The organism is Pseudomonas cyclaminis (genome assembly GCF_015163715.1).
In the GTDB taxonomy this organism is placed as follows: domain Bacteria; phylum Pseudomonadota; class Gammaproteobacteria; order Pseudomonadales; family Pseudomonadaceae; genus Aquipseudomonas; species Aquipseudomonas cyclaminis.
Genome location: NZ_JADDUM010000213.1, coordinates 1 through 19,268, shown reverse-complemented (window position 1 = coordinate 19,268; position 19,268 = coordinate 1). Strand labels below are relative to the sequence as shown.

19 protein-coding genes and 1 pseudogene are annotated in these 19,268 nt (G+C 64.1%); 5 read left to right on the top strand and 15 right to left on the bottom strand.

Annotated features, from left to right (window positions below; translation table 11 throughout):
• The 6 genes from IQK56_RS24210 to gspG form a co-directional block, all read right to left on the bottom strand.
• On the bottom strand, positions 1 to 484 hold a 484-nt coding region (locus IQK56_RS24210), incomplete at its 3' end, for an ATPase, T2SS/T4P/T4SS family (protein ID WP_246500277.1).
• Positions 481 to 2,763: a type II secretion system secretin GspD gene (gspD, locus tag IQK56_RS24205; RefSeq protein ID WP_193901855.1), complete on the bottom strand. Its 2,283-nt coding sequence runs from the start codon at positions 2,761 to 2,763 to the stop codon at positions 481 to 483. The genes gspD and IQK56_RS24210, both read right to left, overlap by 4 nt.
• Complete coding sequence (gene gspM, locus IQK56_RS24200; RefSeq protein ID WP_193861712.1) at positions 2,760 to 3,269, bottom strand: type II secretion system protein GspM; 510 nt, start codon at positions 3,267 to 3,269, stop codon at positions 2,760 to 2,762. The genes gspD and gspM overlap by 4 nt, the downstream gene beginning before the upstream one ends.
• Positions 3,262 to 4,395 carry a type II secretion system protein GspL gene (gene gspL, locus IQK56_RS24195; protein WP_193861711.1) on the bottom strand — a complete coding sequence of 378 codons (1,134 nt, stop codon included), beginning with the start codon at positions 4,393 to 4,395 and terminating at the stop codon, positions 3,262 to 3,264. The genes gspM and gspL overlap by 8 nt, the downstream gene beginning before the upstream one ends.
• Positions 4,392 to 5,315 carry a type II secretion system minor pseudopilin GspK gene (gene gspK / locus IQK56_RS24190; RefSeq protein ID WP_150761763.1) on the bottom strand — a complete coding sequence of 308 codons (924 nt, stop codon included), beginning with the start codon at positions 5,313 to 5,315 and terminating at the stop codon, positions 4,392 to 4,394. The genes gspL and gspK overlap by 4 nt, the downstream gene beginning before the upstream one ends.
• Before the next feature lie 8 nt (positions 5,316 to 5,323).
• Positions 5,324 to 5,773 (bottom strand): type II secretion system major pseudopilin GspG, encoded by a 450-nt coding sequence (gspG, locus tag IQK56_RS24185; RefSeq protein WP_150761764.1) that lies wholly within the window; start codon positions 5,771 to 5,773, stop codon positions 5,324 to 5,326.
• 137 nt (positions 5,774 to 5,910) lie between these two features.
• Here gspG and gspI point away from each other — a divergent pair, with 137 nt between their 5' ends.
• Complete coding sequence (gene gspI, locus IQK56_RS24180; protein WP_122305900.1) at positions 5,911 to 6,297, top strand: type II secretion system minor pseudopilin GspI; 387 nt, start codon at positions 5,911 to 5,913, stop codon at positions 6,295 to 6,297.
• 6 nt (positions 6,298 to 6,303) lie between these two features.
• On the opposite strand, the gene IQK56_RS24175 is transcribed toward gspI, so the two are convergent.
• Positions 6,304 to 6,735, bottom strand: a complete 432-nt coding sequence (locus tag IQK56_RS24175; protein WP_122305899.1) for a general secretion pathway protein GspC — start codon at positions 6,733 to 6,735, stop codon at positions 6,304 to 6,306.
• A 68-nt stretch (positions 6,736 to 6,803) separates the two neighbouring features.
• Here IQK56_RS24175 and gspH point away from each other — a divergent pair, with 68 nt between their 5' ends.
• On the top strand, positions 6,804 to 7,265 hold the full coding sequence (gene gspH, locus IQK56_RS24170; protein ID WP_150677192.1) for a type II secretion system minor pseudopilin GspH: 462 nt from the start codon (positions 6,804 to 6,806) through the stop codon (positions 7,263 to 7,265).
• The gene (locus IQK56_RS24165; protein ID WP_150677191.1) at positions 7,262 to 7,867 is read left to right on the top strand and encodes a prepilin-type N-terminal cleavage/methylation domain-containing protein; all 606 of its coding nucleotides are present in this window, start codon (positions 7,262 to 7,264) and stop codon (positions 7,865 to 7,867) included. The genes gspH and IQK56_RS24165 overlap by 4 nt, the downstream gene beginning before the upstream one ends.
• Before the next feature lie 2 nt (positions 7,868 to 7,869).
• Here the strand turns inward: IQK56_RS24165 and IQK56_RS24160 are convergent, their stop codons facing one another.
• The 4 genes from IQK56_RS24160 to IQK56_RS24145 form a co-directional block, all read right to left on the bottom strand.
• Complete coding sequence (locus IQK56_RS24160; protein ID WP_193861710.1) at positions 7,870 to 9,348, bottom strand: amidase; 1,479 nt, start codon at positions 9,346 to 9,348, stop codon at positions 7,870 to 7,872.
• A gap of 16 nt (positions 9,349 to 9,364) precedes the next feature.
• A complete protein-coding gene (locus IQK56_RS24155) occupies positions 9,365 to 10,597 on the bottom strand; it encodes an MFS transporter (protein ID WP_193901854.1) in 1,233 nt (410 codons plus the stop codon).
• A 10-nt stretch (positions 10,598 to 10,607) separates the two neighbouring features.
• Positions 10,608 to 11,540: a SphA family protein gene (locus IQK56_RS24150; protein WP_122305894.1), complete on the bottom strand. Its 933-nt coding sequence runs from the start codon at positions 11,538 to 11,540 to the stop codon at positions 10,608 to 10,610.
• Positions 11,541 to 11,607: 67 nt separating this feature from the next.
• Positions 11,608 to 12,600, bottom strand: coding sequence for a helix-turn-helix domain-containing protein (locus IQK56_RS24145; RefSeq protein WP_193864214.1), 993 nt, complete (start codon positions 12,598 to 12,600; stop codon positions 11,608 to 11,610).
• Between the two features lie 266 nt (positions 12,601 to 12,866).
• On the opposite strand from IQK56_RS24145, the gene IQK56_RS24140 reads away from it, so the two are divergent.
• Positions 12,867 to 13,907: an aromatic ring-hydroxylating oxygenase subunit alpha gene (locus tag IQK56_RS24140; protein ID WP_122305892.1), complete on the top strand. Its 1,041-nt coding sequence runs from the start codon at positions 12,867 to 12,869 to the stop codon at positions 13,905 to 13,907.
• Entirely contained in the window at positions 13,904 to 14,854 is a 951-nt protein-coding gene (locus IQK56_RS24135; protein WP_193864213.1) for a PDR/VanB family oxidoreductase, read from the top strand. The genes IQK56_RS24140 and IQK56_RS24135 overlap by 4 nt, the downstream gene beginning before the upstream one ends.
• 6 nt (positions 14,855 to 14,860) lie before the next feature.
• Here IQK56_RS24135 and IQK56_RS24130 read toward each other — a convergent pair whose 3' ends face one another.
• From IQK56_RS24130 to IQK56_RS24115, 4 genes and pseudogenes are all read right to left on the bottom strand, one after another.
• Positions 14,861 to 15,574 carry a GntR family transcriptional regulator gene (locus IQK56_RS24130; RefSeq protein WP_112194593.1) on the bottom strand — a complete coding sequence of 238 codons (714 nt, stop codon included), beginning with the start codon at positions 15,572 to 15,574 and terminating at the stop codon, positions 14,861 to 14,863.
• 55 nt (positions 15,575 to 15,629) lie between these two features.
• Positions 15,630 to 17,330, bottom strand: a complete 1,701-nt coding sequence (locus IQK56_RS24125; RefSeq protein ID WP_193901853.1) for an acyl-CoA dehydrogenase — start codon at positions 17,328 to 17,330, stop codon at positions 15,630 to 15,632.
• A 31-nt stretch (positions 17,331 to 17,361) separates the two neighbouring features.
• Positions 17,362 to 18,603, bottom strand: a complete 1,242-nt coding sequence (locus IQK56_RS24120; RefSeq protein WP_193901852.1) for a thiolase family protein — start codon at positions 18,601 to 18,603, stop codon at positions 17,362 to 17,364.
• Positions 18,600 to 19,268: pseudogene (locus IQK56_RS24115) on the bottom strand (AMP-binding protein); the annotation flags it as partial. The pseudogene IQK56_RS24115 and the gene IQK56_RS24120, both read right to left, overlap by 4 nt.

Genomic DNA, 19,268 nt, shown 5'->3' with positions numbered 1-19,268 from the left:
TGATCCGCGACACCAACGCAGCGTGCAGCGCTTTGCGCGGCGACACCACATCGCGCAGCGTGCCGTCGACGCGGTAGCGCACCACGGAATGGGTTTCGTAGGGCTCGATGTGGATATCACTCGCCTCATCGCGGGCGGCCTGGGTGAGCAAGGCGTTGATCATGCGGATCACCGGGGCGCCGTCCTGGGTGTCGAGCAGATCGGTGATTTCGGGCATGTCCTGCATCAGGCGGTCGAGGTCCACCTCATTCTCCGCAGCACCGACCACAGCAGCGGCGCTGCCGGTATCGGCATAAGCGCTGGCGAGCAAGCCGTCGAGTTCGTCATCGCGTACCTGCTCAATGGGCGACTCACCGAACTGGCGCTGGACTTCACTGATGGACCAGCCGGGGGTTGAAGGGCAGACGGTGAGCAGCATGCCTTCGTCGCCGGGGCGCAAAAGGATGCGCTGGGATTTGGCCCAGGCGTAGGGCAGCAGGCTCATGGCCGTGCCCCTGCCGGAATCGCCTTCTCCACCGAAGGCAGCTGCGGCGCCTGCACATCCGGCATCGCCCAACTGTGCTCCGGCTGCAACCCACCCTGGGCCCGGCGCATATAGTCATAGCGATTCAACGTAATCGCCCGCCCCGCGCCGCTGTCGCGAATAATGTAGGGCCGCAGGAACACCATCAGGTTGGTCTTGTTCACACTGCGCTTCTCATTGCGGAACAGCGCCCCCAACCCCGGAATACTCGACAGCCAGGGTACCGCTTCATTGCTCTGGCTGTATCCATCCTGCAGCAAGCCACCCAGGACCATGATCTGCCCATCGTCGAGCAGAATACTGGTGTCGATGGCGCGCTTATTGGTGACGATACCCGCCGAGGCCGCGCCGCTGGAGGCGCGTTCATCGATGCTGCTGACTTCCTGGTAGATATCCAGCTTGACCGTGCCCCCCTCGGATATCTGTGGCCGCACATTCAACTTCAGGCCGACCTCTTCGCGGGTGACGGTCTGGAACGGGTTGTTACTGGTACCGCCGCCGCCCGTCACGTAGCTGCCACTCACGAATGGAATGGTCTGGCCCACAAAAATACTCGCGGCCTCGTTGTCCAGGGTCAGCAAGTTGGGCGTCGACAGCACGTTGGTGCCGCCTTTGCTTTTGAGCGCCCGGGCCAACACCTTTAGGTCCATGACCTTGCCAATGCCGGGCACATCCACGGTGCCATTGATAAAGCCCAGGCTGAGCCCGCCGGGCAGCACGTCAACGCTGGTCTTGCCATTGAGGTTAAACCCCGTGCCGCCCAGGTTGGCGCCACCAATCACGCCTTTGCCGGCCAGGTCGCCGCTTTGCCACTGCACGCCGAACTCGTTGGCGTCGTCCTCACCCACTTCAACGATGAGGCTTTCAATCACCACCTGGGCGCGGCGCTGGTCGAGCATGTCGATGACTTCGCGCAGGTTTCGATACAGCGGCTCCGGGGCGGAAATCAGCAGGGTGTTGGTGGTCGAGTCAGCCTGGAGGGTGACACCACCGGCACTGAACGCCACGTTTTGCTCGCTCTGTTGCGCACCGGCCTGGCTGGTCGAGTTGCTGGTTGTCTGCGCCGATTCACCGGTGCTGGTGGTACTTTGGCTGCTGCTCTGCCCGGTCTGGCTGCCCGTGGTACTGGCGCCCATCGTGCTGAGTACCGACCGCGCATTATCACCACTGCCGCTGTCGCTCTCGCCGGTCAGCAAACCGCGCAGGGTCTGCGCCAGTTTTGCCGCCTGGGCATTGCGCAGGTACACCACATGCAAATTACTCGGATTGGCCTGGGCGTTATCCAGCTTGTAGATCAGATTACGCGCCAGCTCGGTCCGCTCGGGGCTGCCGGCGCGGATCACGATGGCGTTGGAACGGGGATCGCCCACCACTGTGATTTTCTGCGTCGGGTCGCCGCCGGCCTGCTCCAGCAGCTGCGCAACCATCTCGGCGATGTCCACGGCGATGCCGTTCTGAACCTGCACCACATCGGTATCGATAGCGCTCGGCGTGTCGATGCCTTCGATCAACTGCGCCACTCGCGTGAGGTTCTCAGCGTAGTCGGTGACCACGATGGTGTTGTTGCCCGGATAGGCGTTGATCGGGTTGTTCGGCGACACAATCGGGCGCAGCACCGGGATCAGGTTCACCGCGTTTTCGTAACGCAGGCGGAACGTGCGCGTGAGCATGCCATTGCCGCCGGGTTTGTCGGCACTGTAGATCGGCCCGCCCAGTAGCTTGGCATCAGCTTCGGGCACCACTTGCGCGACACCTCCTACGTCCACCACGCTGAACCCCTGCATGCGCAGCGCCGCCAGCAGCATGTCGTACGCCTGATGCGCCGGTACCTGCCCCTCGGAAACCAGCGTAAGGCTGCCCTTCACACGTGGGTCCACCAGGAACTGCTGCCCGGTGGCGCGGGACAATGCCCGCACCACGGCCTGGATGTCGGCCTCGACGAAATTCAGCGTGACCGGTTGATCTCCCAACGGTGTACTCGATACCGCACCGTTACGACCCACGCCGCTGCTGCGCGCCGGGCTGGCGAACTTGTGCAGCGGCCGCACCTGCCGTTCGATTTGCACCTGCGCGCGCTGCCTGTCCACCAGCGCGTCACCGCTGCGCTGGGTGATGGCCAAGGGCACGCCGAGTTCACTGTCCAACGGCGAATCAACGCGGGGTTGCACGCTACAGGCACCCAGCGCCAGCAACATAAACGGCGCGGCCGTCCTTACATAATTGGAACCTGACCACTTCATGAAGCTTCCTTAGCGACCTGCATCTGATCCATGCGGACGGTTCCTGAGAGACTGCCTGCCGTGTTGTCGGGCGTGGCTTCGCCTGCACGCTGCAAATACGCCTCGACCACGTCCAGGGAAAATTGTGTTGGGTAACTCAATAACCAGCCGATCACCGCATCGGCGGGCGCAGCGTCCAGTGTCAGTTGCCAGCCCCCATCCTGGGCCTGCAAGCGGTAGTGCCCAGCCAATCCGCCGGTATCCAGGGATTGCTGCAAGGCGGGCGCAAGGTTCAGCCCGACGGGCGGGGCGACCTCGCGCAGCAACAGTTCCAGCGCCTGACTCTGGGAACGCAGTTTCGGGGTTTCGGCCTGCCAGTAGTCGAGCTGCCTGAGGGGGGGCTGGATCAATGAGACCCAGACCAACAGGCTGGCGAGAAACACCGTCGCGCCACTGAGCATGATTTTTTCGCGGGGGGCCAATGCGTTCCAGCGCCCTCGCAACGCCACGCGCCTCTGCTTATTCATCGTCGTTTTCCTGGCTGGCATCAGGCTCAGCGGGCTCGGCCAGCGCGGTGAGCGTCCATACGCGCCCCTCGCGGCTGGCGGAGAGTCCCACCGGGCTCAATGCGGCTTGCACCGTGCTGTCTGCAACGGGAGGCGCCTCGGCCGTCATCTGCACCTGCAACTGGCGCTGGCTGAACGTCAACGCCTGGACGCTGCCCACCATGGACGGCAACGCACTGGCAGCGTGATTGACCAGGTACGCAAAATCGTGATGGGCCTGCGCTGCCCCACCCCCTTGCCGGGCCGCCAATTGCTGACGGGCCTGTTGCAGGGGATTGAGGATCACCGGCAGCTCTGGAAATGCGTGCTTCATACGCTGGTTCATCTGCTGTTTGAGCTGTTGCCCCTGGGCGACTTCGCGGGCGGCGTAGAGGTTCAGCCCGACGACCCAGACGCCGACGGCCAGCGCACAACAAGCCGCTGCCCTGCCCCAGCCGGCTGCCGGTGCAGTGCCCTTGCCGATCCCCGCGTGCAAACTCCAACCAGGCGTGGCGCCGCTCCAGCACTGCTGATCCACGGGCCACAGCAGCGTTTCCCCGGCGGTCACCAGCGCCTGCAGGCGGTCCTCGGCCAACGGTTCCACCGCCCCATGGGCCAGGGTGAAACGCAGCAGTAACTGGCCGTCCACCACGCACGCACTGACCTGCCCTTGCGGCGGCACAGGCAATCGGTAAGGCGCCGGATAAAGGCCGCGCAGCTTCAGTTGATGCAGGCCGAGCAATTGGCCGAATCGAGCCAGTACCCCCTTGGGCAGCCAGCTCAATTGCACCTGCCCCGCGCTGTCCCGAGCACTGTGCGCCACATGCATCTGCTCGCTGCGCCCCAGAATCAGCGCCTGCGCGGCACAGGTGACGGCCGCAGCGGTGCGAGCCGCAGAAAGAGGTGGCAAGTCAATACGGGTAAGGATGCTGTCGGTGGGGTGAAGGAAACACTCGACGGTGTGAGCCTTGAAGGTTTGCCCCAAGCGTTCGAGGGTGCTGCTGGCGATGTGGCGGACGCTGCCGTTGCGGTCCAGTTGCGCGAACTCAAGCTCGCTGTGTGACGTCAAGCCATCCAATGGCGGCAAGGCAATGCGCAGGCGCGTCATACGCCGAGCCTCGACCAGATGACCCTGGGCATCGCGTCTTCCGGGCGATGCAGCAGCGCGTCCAACTGAACACGGCGCTGGTCGCGACGGGCCTGCCCGTGCAACAGGAACCACTCACTGGTGATCCCCACATCAAGTTCATCGACGTTGAGTTTGGGCAATTGCACGCGGTTGACGAAATCGCCGCGATTGATAAACCACTGGCCCCTGTCGCGCCCGGCCACCAACTGGCTGGCCTGGGCCAGGGACAACCCCGGCACGACGGCCGCGAGGACTTCGGCACTGGCCGTGTTGCTGTTGACCCAGGTAGTGACCGGAATAATGCTGACGTATTGCCCCAACCGGGCCAGCAGCGGCTCGTTGAGGCCTTCGATACCGCGCAATTGGTCAAGGCTGCGCAGCATCGGCTGGGTGGCGGGCAACGCCGGGCCCGGCAGGCCTGATGCCGACGCAACCGGCTTGCGTGGATAGCCCGCGATGACACGTTGGCTGATGCGCTGGGCCAGACGCGCATCGATACCGATCATTGCGCACAGACGCTCAAAACTGCGCATCTGCCCGAGATCAACCTGCTCGCGGACGACCAAATTGCGCAGATTGAACTTGCCTTGCAGGTCTTCAAGATGGCCTTCGAATTCGCCGTCCTGCGCCGTACGGATCGGGCGTGCCCAGGGCTGGTCGAGTCGGGTCAGCACATCCTGCGCACGCGCCTCCCGGAGCAATTGCCGGCTCACTTCCAGGCCGCCCAACAGCAAGGCGCTGCCCTGCACACGGGCCTGCTCCGCCTCAAGTGAACGGGTAAACACACTCTGGCGTGTGAGCATGCCAGCGGCGATCACCGCAACCACGGCCGTGATCAGCAAAGCGCTGATAATCGCCATGCCACGCTGCTTCGCCACGGTGGGCGACGGCGGTTTCATGGCGGCGCTTAGAGCTGCCAGGATCCGATATCGGCATTCACACCGTCGCCGTCAGGCTGGCCATCGGCGCCGAGGGAGAAGATATCGACTTCGCCGTTCGCGCCAGGATTCAGGTAATGGTAAGGACGGCCCCACGGGTCGTTGGGCAGGCGCTCCAGATAGGAACGCCAATTGGTATTTTTGGCATCTGCGGGGCGCTCGACCAGCACCTTGAGGCCCTGGTTCATGCTGGGATAGGTGCCGTGGTCGAGGCGGTACAGCTTGAGTGCCTGCATCAGGCCGGCGACGTCTTGCTTCGCCGCAATCGCCCTGGCCTGGTCCGGGCGATCAAGCACTTTAGGCACGACAATCGCGGCCAGAATGCCGAGGATGACCACCACCACCATGATCTCGATCAGGGTGAAACCTTGCTGGGCGCGGCGGGCGCGAGGCCCACCACTGCTGCGTGCGAAATCCATATCCACCATCCTTGGCTTGATCCTAATTCGGCGCGCAGTGTAACAAAACTAACTATCTGGATAGCAAAAATAATTGGTCACTGCCGACGGCTCTGCGAGTGCTATTCTGCGGCGTGTTTTTACACCACGAGTGACCTATGGAGCTGTCGCGCAAGGAGCAAGGTTTTACGTTGATCGAGGTGCTCGTCGCCTTGGCGATCATTGCCGTGGCGATGGCGGCGGCGGTGCGCGTGGCGGGCCTGATGACCCAAAGCAATGGGTTGCTGCGTGACCGTTCGATGGCGCTGCTGTCGGCCCAGAGCAGGCTCGCCGAACTGCGCCTGGAGGCGCGGTTGCCCACCGGACGCAAGGTGTTCGAGTGTGACCAGGGGCCGTTGCAGTTGCGCTGCGAACAACGCATCACCCCCAGCGCCGACGGACGCCTGATGCGCGTCACCGTGCAGGTGTCGCAGCGCAAGGGCGAGGCGCCGCCGTTGGCGCGCCTGGAAACGCTGCTCAACCCGCCACCAGGCACACACGAATGAGTCTGCTCAGGGTTGGGTCAGTCGCGGCAGCCCCCCTGCGTCCGGCAACGTGCTGACCTTGATGCGCTGGGGCTGCGCACCACGCTCGATCACCACGGCGTCGCCTTCGATCGCGGCCAGGCGCACACCTTGGGCCAACGACTCACCCACCAGAAAACTGCGCGGTGGGCCATCGTTCAGGCTCAGAATAGCTACCGCGCCCCGCGCCCCGGCCATCAACCCGCAGACCTTGATCTCCACTGCCGCCGGCTGGCTGGAAAACCACTGCAACGCCGACGTATCAGGGCGTGCGGCCAACACCGGCGGCTCGACCTGCGGCACGTGGGACTCGGCGGATGTCAGCAATACGGAGGACCAGACCACCCCACCGGCGAGCGCCGTGGCCAACGCCACGGCCTGCAACAGGCGCGGCGCCGATAAAGCAAAAAAAGTAACCAAGATACAACCTCCTTGTTGTCCTGCCGGGCAGTCTACAGGAGAGCGTCACAACGAAGGAGCGTTGCGTGATGACCAAGGACAACCAACACGGCTTCACCCTGATCGAACTGATGGTGGTGCTGGTGATCGTCGGCATTGCCAGCGCGGCGATCAGCCTGAGCATCAAACCCGACCCGTTGCAGGTGCTGCGCAAGGACGCCAACCGCGTGGTCCAGATCCTGCAAATCGCCCAGGCCGAGGCCCGCGCCGATGGCCGCCCCATCACCTGGCGCGCCGACGCCAAAGGCTTTCGCTTGAGCCGTCGCAACGACTCCGGCCAAGGCCTGGATTACTTCATGAACGACCCGCAACTGCGTCCCCGCCCCTGGGAAACGCCCTCCATGACGGTACGTGTCATGCCCAAACAACCGGTAGTGCTGAATGCCGAATGGTTCGCCACGCCCTTGCAGTTGCAACTCTCGGACGGCCAGCACCGCCTCACCGTTCAACGCACGGCCACCGGCCAACTACGCGTGGCGAGTGAACCATGAAAACCGACCAGCGCGGCTTCACCCTGATTGAAGTGATGGTGGCGATCATGCTGATGGCGATTGTCAGCCTGATTGCCTGGCGCGGCCTCGACAGCGTGAGCCGCGCCGACAGCCATCTACAGGCCAGCACCGAACAGACCGAGGCGCTGTTACGCACCTTGAACCAGTTGGACCGCGACCTGGCCCTGCGCGCCAGCGTGGAGCTAAGAACCCCGGCCCTGACCCCTGACGAGCAGCCCGAAGGCCCCGCCGCCATCAGCGTTCGCAGCGCCGACAATCAGGACTTCCAGTTGAACATCATCCGCAGCGCAGCGTCTCCCGAGATCGGTTTGCAGCGCGTGCGCTGGTGGTTGGACGGTGACACGCTGTACCGCGCCACCTCGGTGGCCAGGGATCGATACCCGTTGCCGGCGCCGAAAAAAGCGGTTGCGGTGTTGTCCCCCGTCAGCGACCTGCAAGTGCGCATCTGGGAGCCGGGCCAAGGCTGGCGCCAGCTCGCCGGCAACCGCAAGGAAGATCCCATCGGCCTGGAGATCAACCTGACCCGCAGGACATTGCAGGGCGAGGAACGCTACCGGCTCGTCGTGGGGCCATTCCAGTAACCTCAGCTGCGCACTGAGTACGACGCCAAAGCAGGCACGCCACAGGCATTGACCGGCGGTATCCGCCCGCGCCAGGGCTGGGCACGTTCCAACTGCGCGGCCAGGGCGAACAGGGTGGCTTCCTCACCAAAACGCCCGGCGAAGTGGGCGCCCATCGGCAGGCCGGCGGCGCTCCAATACAACGGCACTGACATTGCCGGTTGACCGCTGGCATTGAACAACGCGGTGAAGGGCGAGTAGCTGTGGAACCGCTCGATCAGTTCATCGAGGCTCAGGCGGTCGTCCTGCAGATCCAACTCACCAATCGGTGCCGGCTCGCGGGCCAGGGTCGGCGTGAGGATCAAGTCGTAATCCTGCATGAACACCGCCAACTGCCGCCCCAGCGCGTGTATCCACTCCACTGCACCGGCATATTCAGCACCGCTGACATCGCCCTTGCTGCGCAAGATGATCCGGGTGCGCGCTTCAAGCTCCTCGGGCTGTACCGCAACGCCGCGCATCTGGCCCAGCACGTCGAGATAGTGACGCGTACTGGCGCCGATGATGGTGAAGACCTGATCGAGAAATTCCGGCAGTGCCACCGGCAATGTCACCGGTTCAACCCGATGGCCCAGGGACTGGCACAACCTGGCAGCCTCGCGCACCGATGCCAGCGCTTCGCTGGAGGTCGGCCAAGGTCCGAGCTGCTCCACCAGCGCAATGCGCAGCGGGCGCGGGTCACGTTGCAACGACAAGACATAGGGCTGCGTCTGCACCGGTGCCGCATAGGGCGCACCGAGGTCGGTCCCGGACGTTGCGTCCAGCAAGGCGGCGCTGTCACGCACCGACAGAGTGATCCCATGGGGCGTGCCCATGCCGGCCCAGCCTTCGCCGACCATCGGCCCTGACGGCAATAATCCGCGACTCGGCTTGAGGCCGAACACCCCACAGCAGGACGCAGGCACACGCAAGGAACCGCCGCCATCGTTGCCATGGGCGAACGGGACCACACGCGCCGCCACCAGCGCGGCCGCGCCACCGCTGGAACCGCCTGCGCTGTGACCGGTGTTCCAGGGGTTGCGCGTGGCACCGAAGCGGGTGGACTCGGTGGAGTACGACGTGCCGAATTCGGGCGAAGTGCTGGTCCCGGCGATCACACAACCGGCCCGGCGCAAGCGCGTCACGATTTCCGCTTCAAAGTCGGCGCGAAACCCGCCCAGCGCCACGGAACCATTGGTCATCGCCGCGCCGTTGACCGGCGAAAACAGGTCCTTGATCAAGGTCGGCACGCCAGCGAACACGCCTTGGCCGGGCTGCGCAGTGCGTGCAGCTTCCCGCGCAGAATCGTACAGACGCTCGGCCACCGCATTGAGCCGCGGCTCAACCCGCTCAATGCGATCAATCACGGCTTCCAGCAGCTCGCCGGGTTGCACCTCGCAACGGCGGACCCACTCCGCCAGCCCGGTGGCGTCTTCGGTGTCCAACAAATTCTGGATGTGCATGTTCCTCTCCTCTTGATTACGAATGACTTGGCCCGATGGCACCGGGGGCCGCTCTGCGTCGCGCGTACAGGCCTGCCAGTGCCCAGACCGATGCCGAGGCAAAACTGGCCAGTGCCAGCCACTGGATGGAGGCGCGCAGGTCGCCGGAGTAGACACTCAGCAGCGCCACCACCAACGGGCTGACAAATTGGCCGAAATACAGGCAAGACGTGAACCCGCCCATGCCGCGTCCACGTGTCCGGGCGCTCAGGGCATTCATCACCGGCGCCATTACGTTGGGCACCAGCAGCCCGGCGCCCAGGCCGTGAATCAACACCGCCACCAGCACCGCGTTGTAGCTTTGCCCGCGCATCAGCAGCCACAGCCCTAACCCCAGCAAGGTCAGCAACAGCGCGTTGCAACCTGCGATCCCGATGCGTCGACGCAACAGTGGCCAGGCCAGCGAGCCGCCCAGGGTCGCCAGCAGGCCCAACCCCGCCGACAGCCCGATCAGCGTGCTCGACGTCACGCCCAGGCCGACCAGCAGAATCGGCGCCTGGATCGGCACGATAAAACTCAGGACCATACCGCTGAGAATCAACAGGTAACCGAGCACCAGGGGCACCACGGCGACCCTGCCCTCCTCCGGCACGTCGAGAGACTGTTGGCGGGTTTGAGGTTCCCACAGCACCTTCATCATCAGCGGCACCAGCAGCAACGGCAGCAGGTACAACAGAAACGGCAGGCGCCAGGAGTGTTCGCCCAGCGCGCCGCCCAGCACAAAGAACAGCGAGCCCACCAGGCCGATGGTCACCACTTGCCGGTTGATGTAGCGCAGCCGTTCCTCACCGTGCCAATAGTCGGCAATCAAGGTGGCGCAACAGGTCATCACCGCCGCTTCGGCGCAGCCGAACAACAGGCGCACACCGACGATGGCCTGCAAGTTGTCCAGCAGTGCCGGCAAGGCGCCGAGCACGGCATACAACAAGGTCGCAATGACCAGCAATGCCTTGCGCCCGACCCGGTCGGCCAACCACCCGGCCAACGGCGCGCAAAGCGCAATCGCCAGCGCCGGGCCGGTGACCGCCAGCGGCACCAGCAAGTCGGCGCGGGGTTCCAGTGGGCCAAACGTGGCCCCCAGCTTGGGCAGGATCGGCGCAACCATGACCGCGCCCATGATGGTCAGGCTGCTGCCGAGCATCAGCACCAGCCCTTCACGGCGACCGGTAGCTTGCCGCGCGGGCGCGCATTCAGAACGTGATGGATTCATGACCAGCCCCTTAGAAACTCTGAGAAATACGCAGCGCCACGGTGTAACCCTCGGCACGGTTGCGTGCGTCGGTTTCCTTGTAGGCATGCAGCCAGATCGGAGGCAGGCCCGGCGAGAAGTAACTCACCGCCGGCCCGACCGCCAGCACCCGCGCCCGGTTGCCCGATTGCAGCCCCGGTGCATCGTCATCGCTGAACTGGCGGTAGTAGTAACCGCCCACCCCCACCGTCCACGGCCCGAGATGCTGGCCCACGGCAAACTCGTGACGGTACTCGACACCGTTTTTGTAATCGGTTGCGGGGTTGCGCGTGTTGACGTCGACTTCAAAGCTTGAGGAAACCTCGAAGCCACTGTCGCTGAGGTACGTGGCGTTGACGATCGGCGAGAACGTCCAGTGATTGAGACCGGGCGAAATCAGCCGGTTCTTGTCGTAGTCACCGGTCGGCGCCTGGATCTGCAATTGCGTGTTGATGAACAGATTCGGCGAGAGGTTCCATTGCAGGATCACCGGCAAGAATTGCACATCGGCCAGTCGAAACGGATCGGCCTCCAGGCTCAGCGGCCCAACGGGGGTCGGCACCTTGACGGAAGCGTCCATCTTGAAAAACGGCACCACCACACCAAACCCATACTGGGCGCCCAGTACGGTGTGATCGGTCATCCGCATGTAGGCGACGCCAATCGACAAAACGTCCAGCGAGAAATGGTTGTCAACAGAACGGCCGTTGCGGTCTTTCTGCACATTGGCCGAGTAGAACGCCGTGCGCAGGCCCACGGTGCCGAACGGCGTGGCGGGCGGCATCATCCCCGCGCCGAAGTCATACACCCCGACCGCCGTAGTCGGCGCGCCGTTCTCGGTTGCCTGCACGCCGGCGCAGCAGCCGAGCAGCCCCAGGGTGAACAGCATCTTGCCTGCGGTGCGTGCGTTATTGTTATTGCTCATCGAATGCCCTCCCATCAAGTGGTGTGGGTCATCCTAGGCAGCAGCGCGGTGGGCGGGTTATCCGTTTTCAGCAGAGTTGCGTGCGACGCAAGGTCTGTGACGGGCTTTCACCAAACATGGCGCGGTAATCACCGGAGAACCGGCTCAAATGCCAGAAGCCCCAGCGTGCGGCCACGTCCTGTACGCCCTGGGATTGCGTGCTCATTCGCAGTTCGCGACGCACTGCATTGAGGCGCAGCGCACGCAAATACGCCACCGGATTGATCCCCAGGGTTTCCTGGAAACAGTATTGAAGTTTGCGCCGGCTGGCACCGATGTGGTTGCACAGGTCGAGGATCGACAACGGCTCGTCGAGGTGACTCAGGGCATATTCGCGTGCACGATCAACCATCCTTTTACGGGCTGTGGGGGTCAGCGTCGGCGCCTCGTCCGGCGCAATCAATTCGAGCAAGTGCAGCATGACCGCATCGCGCAGGCCACGGCGGATTGAGTCGTGCCCCAGCAACGCCTCACGCCGCTGGTCACTGCCCGACAGGTCGTCGAACCACGCCGCGAGTTCACCTTGCACAGACGACGTGCCCAAGCGGTAACACTTGGGAAGATCGGTAATTCGAAAATGGCTGCCCTGGCGTTGCAGGACATGCTCCAGCGCCTGCTCTTCAATCGCCACGCTGAGCAGATCCAGGTGCTGGGGGGTGTGCAGTTCAGGAAGATTGTCGCCACGGGCAACCAACAGGCTGGACTCATGAATCGGATGCCCCGAGCAATACACCGGGCCGTGGGCACTCAAGGGAATGCTGAAAGTGATCGCACCGTTCCAGGCGGCACCGCTCTTGATCAAGGCCTGATTAGAGCGGTCGCGCACCAGTTGCATCCAGCCCGAGCGGAACTCGATCAGTTCGCCTTCAAAGGCTCCCGGCGAGACCTGGTCGTAGCTGACGCGCCAGCCACCCAGGTTGCGGGCATGTTCATCGATGTCACTGGTCAGGAAACGCTGGAGAGGTAATGCCGATCCACCCCCCAGTACGGGCACAGGCATCTGCCCATTTTTATTATTCATTGACCCCACCTTTCTCGATTGCACGGTTTACGGTCGGGAATCACGCAAGTTCCATTCCGCGTTCAAGGTGCGCGGCGTATTTGTGCCGAAAACGGATAACCGGCCCTCGCGGCGCCTCGACGGTTGAATACGAGATACTGGATCCATAAATATAAAAACCGACCGATAATCGCCCAATAAAACACCGATTACGCATTGACTCTTCCACCAGCGAACAATTTAATGGATCCATTAAATAAAAATAACGCTCAGCCTGGAGAGTCACCATGTACCCCAAGAACACGTGGTATGTCGCCTGCACCCCCGATGAAATTGCGCACAAGCCCCTGGGTCGACAGATCTGCGGTGAAAAGATGGTGTTTTATCGTGGCCTTGAAGGCGTCGTGGTGGCGGTCGAGGACTTCTGCCCCCACCGCGGCGCGCCGCTTTCGCTGGGCTATGTCGAAAACGGCAACCTGGTCTGCGGTTACCACGGGCTGGTGATGGGCGGCGACGGCAAGACCGTCGACATGCCCGGCCAGCGGGTGCGCGGCTTTCCCTGCAACAAGACCTTCGCCGTGGTGGAACGCTACGGTTTCATCTGGGTATGGCCGGGTGATCAGGCCCAGGCCGACCCCGCACTGATTCATCATCTGGAATGGGCCGAGAGTGATCAGTGGGCCTACGGCGGCGGACTGTTTGATATTCAGTGTGACTACCGCCTGATGATCGACAACCTGATGGACCTGACCCACGAAACCTACGTGCACGCCTCCAGCATCGGCCAGAAGGAAATCGACGAGGCGCCGCCCGTGACCACGGTGAAGGGTGACGAAGTGGTCACCGCCCGGCACATGGAAAACATCATGGCCCCGCCGTTCTGGCGCATGGCCCTGCGCGGCAACAACCTGGCCGATGATGTGCCGGTGGACCGCTGGCAGATCTGCCGCTTCACCCCGCCCAGCCACGTGCTGATCGAAGTCGGCGTGGCCCATGCCGGCAAGGGCGGCTACGACGCCGCGCCCGAACACAAGGCCGCCAGCATCGTGGTGGATTTCATCACCCCGCAAACCGATACCTCGATCTGGTACTTCTGGGGCATGGCGCGCAACTTCAACCCCAAGGATGAGGCGCTGACCGCCAGCATCCGCGAAGGCCAGGGCAAGATTTTCAGCGAAGACCTGGAGATGCTCGAACGCCAGCAACAGAACCTGCTGGCCCACCCGACGCGCAACCTGCTCAAGCTGAATATCGACGCCGGCGGTGTGCAGTCGCGCAAGATCCTGGAGCGACTGATCGCTCGGGAACGCGCCGGAGAGCCAACATGATCGAGGTCGTGGTGACGTCCCGGCGCACTGAAGCCCAGGACATCTGCAGCTATGAACTGGCCCGTGTCGACGGCGCGCCGCTGCCACCTTTCAGTGCCGGCGCGCACATCGACGTGCACCTTCCGGATGGGCTGATCCGCCAATATTCCCTGTGCAATCACCCTGAGGAACGTCATCGCTACCTGATCGGCGTGCTCAACGATCCTGCCTCCAGAGGCGGTTCACTCAGCCTGCATCATCAGATCCACGAAGGCAGCCGCCTGACCATCAGCGAACCGCGCAACCTGTTCCCCCTGGCCCACGACGCCAGGCGCAGCCTGCTGTTTGCCGGTGGCATCGGCATCACCCCGATCCTGTGCATGGCCGAGCGGCTGGCCCATACAGGCGCCGATTTCGAACTGCACTACTGCGCCCGCTCCAGTGAGCGTGCGGCGTTTGTCCAGCGCCTCAAGGCGTCGCCGTTTGCCGAGCGGGTGTTCCTGCATTTTGATGAGCAGCCTGACACGGCGCTCGATGCCGCCCAGGTATTGGCGGCCCCCGAAGCCACTGTGCACCTGTACGTCTGCGGCCCCGGCGGCTTTATGCAGCATATCCTCGACAGTGCCCGTGCCCAGGGCTGGCAGGAAGACTGCCTGCACCGTGAATACTTCTCGGCGGCGCCGGTGGACAGCAGCGCCGACGGGGCTTTTTCGGTGAAGGTCGCCAGCAGTGGCCAGGTCTTCGAGATACCCGCCGACAAAAGCGTGGTCCAGGTCCTGGAAAGCCACGGCATCGAGATTGCCATGTCCTGCGAACAAGGGATTTGTGGCACCTGCCTGACCCGCGTGCTGGAAGGCATACCGGAGCACCGTGACCTGTTTCTCACCGAGCAGGAGCAAGCCCTCAATGACCAGTTCACGCCCTGCTGCTCACGGGCGAAAACCCCGTTGCTGGTGCTGGATATCTGAACCGCGTCACGACGCGGGCAGGATCACCTTCATGCGCGCGTCGGCGGTGGCTGAACTGAAAATCTCGGCGTAGCGCAGGGTCGCGTTGGCATGTTCGCGCATGATGGCTTCGGCCCGCGCACCCTGGCGGTTGACCAGCGCGTCGAAGACCGAATGGTGTTGCATATGGGCATAGTTGAAGCGCCGGTATTCGCGAACCATGTCTTCGCGGTCCACCGCCAGCGCGGTCACCGAGGCGAACGGCAGATGGTCATTGCGCGCCAGGGCGTCGGCGATGGCGGGGTTGTGGCTGCCTTCGACAATGACCTGGTGAAAACGCATGTTCAGGTCGTGATAGACCTCAAGATCGTCCTCGGTCACATAGCCTTTTTCGAACAGTTGATCGCCCTCGACCAGGCAGCGCTCCAGCGCGGCGCGTGCCTCGCTGGATAATCCCAGCTCGGCGGTTTGACGTGCAGCCAGCCCTTCGAGCACGCCGCGCACTTCAACCGCGCCGGCGATGTCGCTGGGGCTGACCGAGCGCACCTGATACCCGCGCCCGCCAAACGGCACCAGCAGCCCTTCCTGTTCAAGGGTGCGGAACGCCATGCGCACCGGCATGCGCGACACATCGAAACGTTGCGCCGTGGGGATCTCCATCAGGCGCTCGCCTGCGGCCAACTCCCCGCTGGCGATCATCTTGCGCAGTGCAACCAGCACCAATTGACCGGGCTTGCTCATCCAGGCAACTTCCAGAACTCGTGGGCCGCCATAGTACCGCAAGCGCCTGCCGACGTCAGACGAACGCCAGCGCCGCCCGTGCGCCGTCTATCGCGCCCAGGTGCTGAGCCAGTCGCGATGGCAGGTAATCAAAAAAGAACCCGGCGCTTTGCAGTTTGCCGGCACGCAACGGATCTCCTTCGGGCAATGCCCTGGACACCCGTGCCGCCCGCGCCCAGGCAAACGCCAGCAGCGCAACGCCACACAACTGGAGGAAATCCGGCGCGGCGCGATAAGGGTATTCGCTGTCTTCCTGGGCATGTTCACGGATGGCATTCACCGCCGTGTCCAAGGCGTCGCACAGGCTGCCCAGCGCCAGGCGAAACGCCGCGCATTCGACATGCTCGCCGCCCTGCGCGGCCTCGGCCCGCAACTCGTCCAGCAGCAGGCCGAACGAGCGACCTTCATCCCCCAGCACCTTGCGCAGCAACAGGTCATTGGCCTGGATCTCATTGCTGCCCTCGTAGATCATCGCGATACGGCTGTCGCGCAGGGTTTGCTCAATGGCGAACTCGGCGACGTAGCCGTAACCGCCGAAAACCTGCAAGGCATTGCTGGCCTGGCGAAAACCCTGCTCGGTAAAAAACGCCTTGATGACAGGGGTCAGCAACTGCGCCAATGGGTCGGCCTGATCCAGCAGGTGCGCCGCCCAATACCCGATGGCGCGCATGCCCTCGCTGGTGGTGCGCAGCTCCAGCAACACGCGGCGCATGGCCGGGTGATAACGGATCGGGTCGGCCGCCTGGGCTGCCACTTCTTCTGGCCGGGACGGTGCGCGCATCTGCACCCGCTCAGTGGCGTACTGCCGGGCGTTCTGCCACGCCGCTTCGGCATGCCCCAGGCCTTGCAGGCCCACGTGCAGGCGCGCCGAATTCATCATCACAAACATTGCTGCCAGGCCGCGGTTGGCGTCTCCGATCAGCCAGCCCTGCGCAGCCTCGAACACCAGGGAACAGGTGGCGCTGCCCTTGATGCCCATCTTGTGTTCAAGGCCGTCGCAGCGCACGCCATTGGCCTGGCCATCGTCCAATCGCTTGGGCACCAGAAACAGTGAAATCCCGCGACTGCCCGGCGGCGCATCCGGCAGGCGCGCCAACACCAGGTGCAGGATATCGGGCGTGAAGTCATGCTCGCCGCCAGAAATAAACAGCTTGCTGCCATTCAGGCGGTAACTGCCATCCGCCTGGGGTTCGGCGCGACAACGCAGCAAACCGACATCGCTGCCGGCCTGGGGCTCGGTCAGGCACATGGTGGGCAAAGCCTGGCCGCTGACAATCCGCGGCAAGTAGCGCGCCTGCAACCAGGGTTCGGCGTGGGTCTTGAGACACAGGTAGGCACCGTGGGCGATACCGGTGTACATGGCCCAGGCGTGGTTGCTGGCATAGAGCATTTCTTGCAAGGCCGCGTCCAGCAGCTGCGGCAAGCCCTGCCCGCCTACTGCCTCGGCGCACGCCAGCCCCGGCCAGCCACCGTCGACGTATGCCTGATACGCCTCGGCAAATCCGTCCGGGGTGCTGACCTGGCCCGCCTGCCAGCGGCAGCCCTGACGATCCCCGCTGCTGTTCAGCGGTGCCAGCACGCCCTGGCTGAAGCGGGCGGCCTCCTCCAGCACCTGCATGGCCAGGGGCAGGTCCAGGGCTGCCCACGCAGCGGGCGCCTGCAGCCAATGTTCCAGGACAAACTGCATATCGCGCAGGGGCGCCTCATAACTCCACATCGGGACACCTCATCGAATGAAAGTCGTGTGTTCAAGCGCGCCAGGCGGGGTTTTCGATCAGCAGTGCCATGCCCTGCCCGCCGCCCACGCACGCGGCGGCAATGCCGTAGCGCAGGTTGTGCTGACGCAGTTGCCGGGCCAGGCTCATGACCAGACGCAGGCCGCTGGCAGCCAGTGGGTGCCCCAGCGCGAGGGAGCCGCCCTGGACGTTGAGCCGGGCGCTGTCCAGTTCCAGCTCCTGGGCCACCGCGAGCACTTGGGCGGCCTGGGCTTCGTTGATCTCGACGCGACCGATTTCGTCCAGGCGCAACCCGCTGCGGTGCAGCAACAGGCGGATCGCCGGGGCCGGGCCGATGCCCATGAACGCCGGGTCCACGCCGACCACTGCGCTGGCCACCAACCGGGCCAGGGCCGGGCGCGTGCAGTCTGAGGCGCGTCCCACCAACGCTGCCGCCGCACCGTCGACCACCGCACAACTGTTGCCGGCGGTCTGCACCCCATCGGCATGCACGGCGCGCAAACGTGCGAGTGCGGCAAGGTCAGTGGGGCGTGGGTGGCTGTCCTCGGTCACCGCAGCGGCCCGATGTGCCAGGGCGAGGCGCCGGGGTTGGTAACCGTCAAGCTCGAACACCTGGTTATCGACGGGGACGATCTCTTCAACCCAGGCTCCCTCACGCTGGGCCTGCAATGCGCGCTGATGGCTGTCACAGGCATACCGGTCAACCGTCTCGCGGCTCAGGCCATAACGGCGCGCCAGGTTATCGGCGGTGGCGATCATGTCCAGGCCGGGGGCCGGGTCGTAGAGTGCCTCCCACAGAAAATCCTTGAATTGCACCTCGCCCCCCAGGCGAAACCCGCCCCGGTGGGTGTAGGCTGCAATCGGGTTGCGCGACATGGATTCCGCCGCCACGCACAGGGCCAGTTGCACCTCGTCGCGCAGTTGTTCAGCGGCCTGGCGCAGCAGCTCGAAACCGGTGGCGCAGATGCGCTGCACCCCCAGCGCCGGGACCGATTGCGCCACACCGCTGTACAACCCGATGTGCCGTGGCAGCAAGTAGGCATCGAAGCTGGCCTGGGCCATGGAACCTGCCAACACGCTGTCCACTGCCTGCGGATCGATACCGGCCCGGGCCAGCACGTCACGGCCGACCTTGATCCCCAGGTCGATGGGCGAGACTTGGGACAGTGCGCCGCCGAGATCGACCCAAGGCGTGCGCACCGCCTCGAAAATCGCCGCGTCGGCAAACGCCGAGTATTGCCCGGCCCCGTTCAAGGCTTGGGTCCGGCGCGCAGGATCGTTGGATCTTCACCGCGATACAACGCCTCGACCTTGGCCGCACGCCATTGCAGTACGGCACGCTGGTTGATCGAACCTTTATCGGTGATTTCCCCCCGGTCGATGGACGCCGGCTCGTCGAGCACCGCAATCCATTCCAGGCGGCTGGCATTGCCGGTGGCCTCGCGATTCAGGCGCTGCAACCAGTCGCCGAACCATTGGCGCACCGGCGCGCTGGCCAGCACCTCGGCGTCGCTGGCGTCAGCGCTCAAGCCCGCCAGACGGCGGCATTCATAAGCTCGGGGGAACACCAGCGCGCCCAGGCATTCGCGGTCCGGCGCGGCAATCACCAGGTCTTGCACGTAGGGCGAGCCTTCGAGCACCGCACGATTGCGCAACGGGCCGACGCTGACAAACACCCCGGACGACAGTTTGAAGTCTTCGGCAATGCGCCCGTCGAACATCAGCCCCAGTTGCGGCTGATGGGGATCAGCGAGTTTGATCGCATCACCGGAACAGTAGAAACCCTGCTCATCGAACACTTCGGCGGTTTGCTCCGGCGCCCGCCAGTAGCCCGGCATGATGTGCGGTCCGCGAAAGCGCCCTTCGAACTTGCCGTCCAGCGGCACCAGGCGCACCTCGCAGCCCGGCGCGGGCAAGCC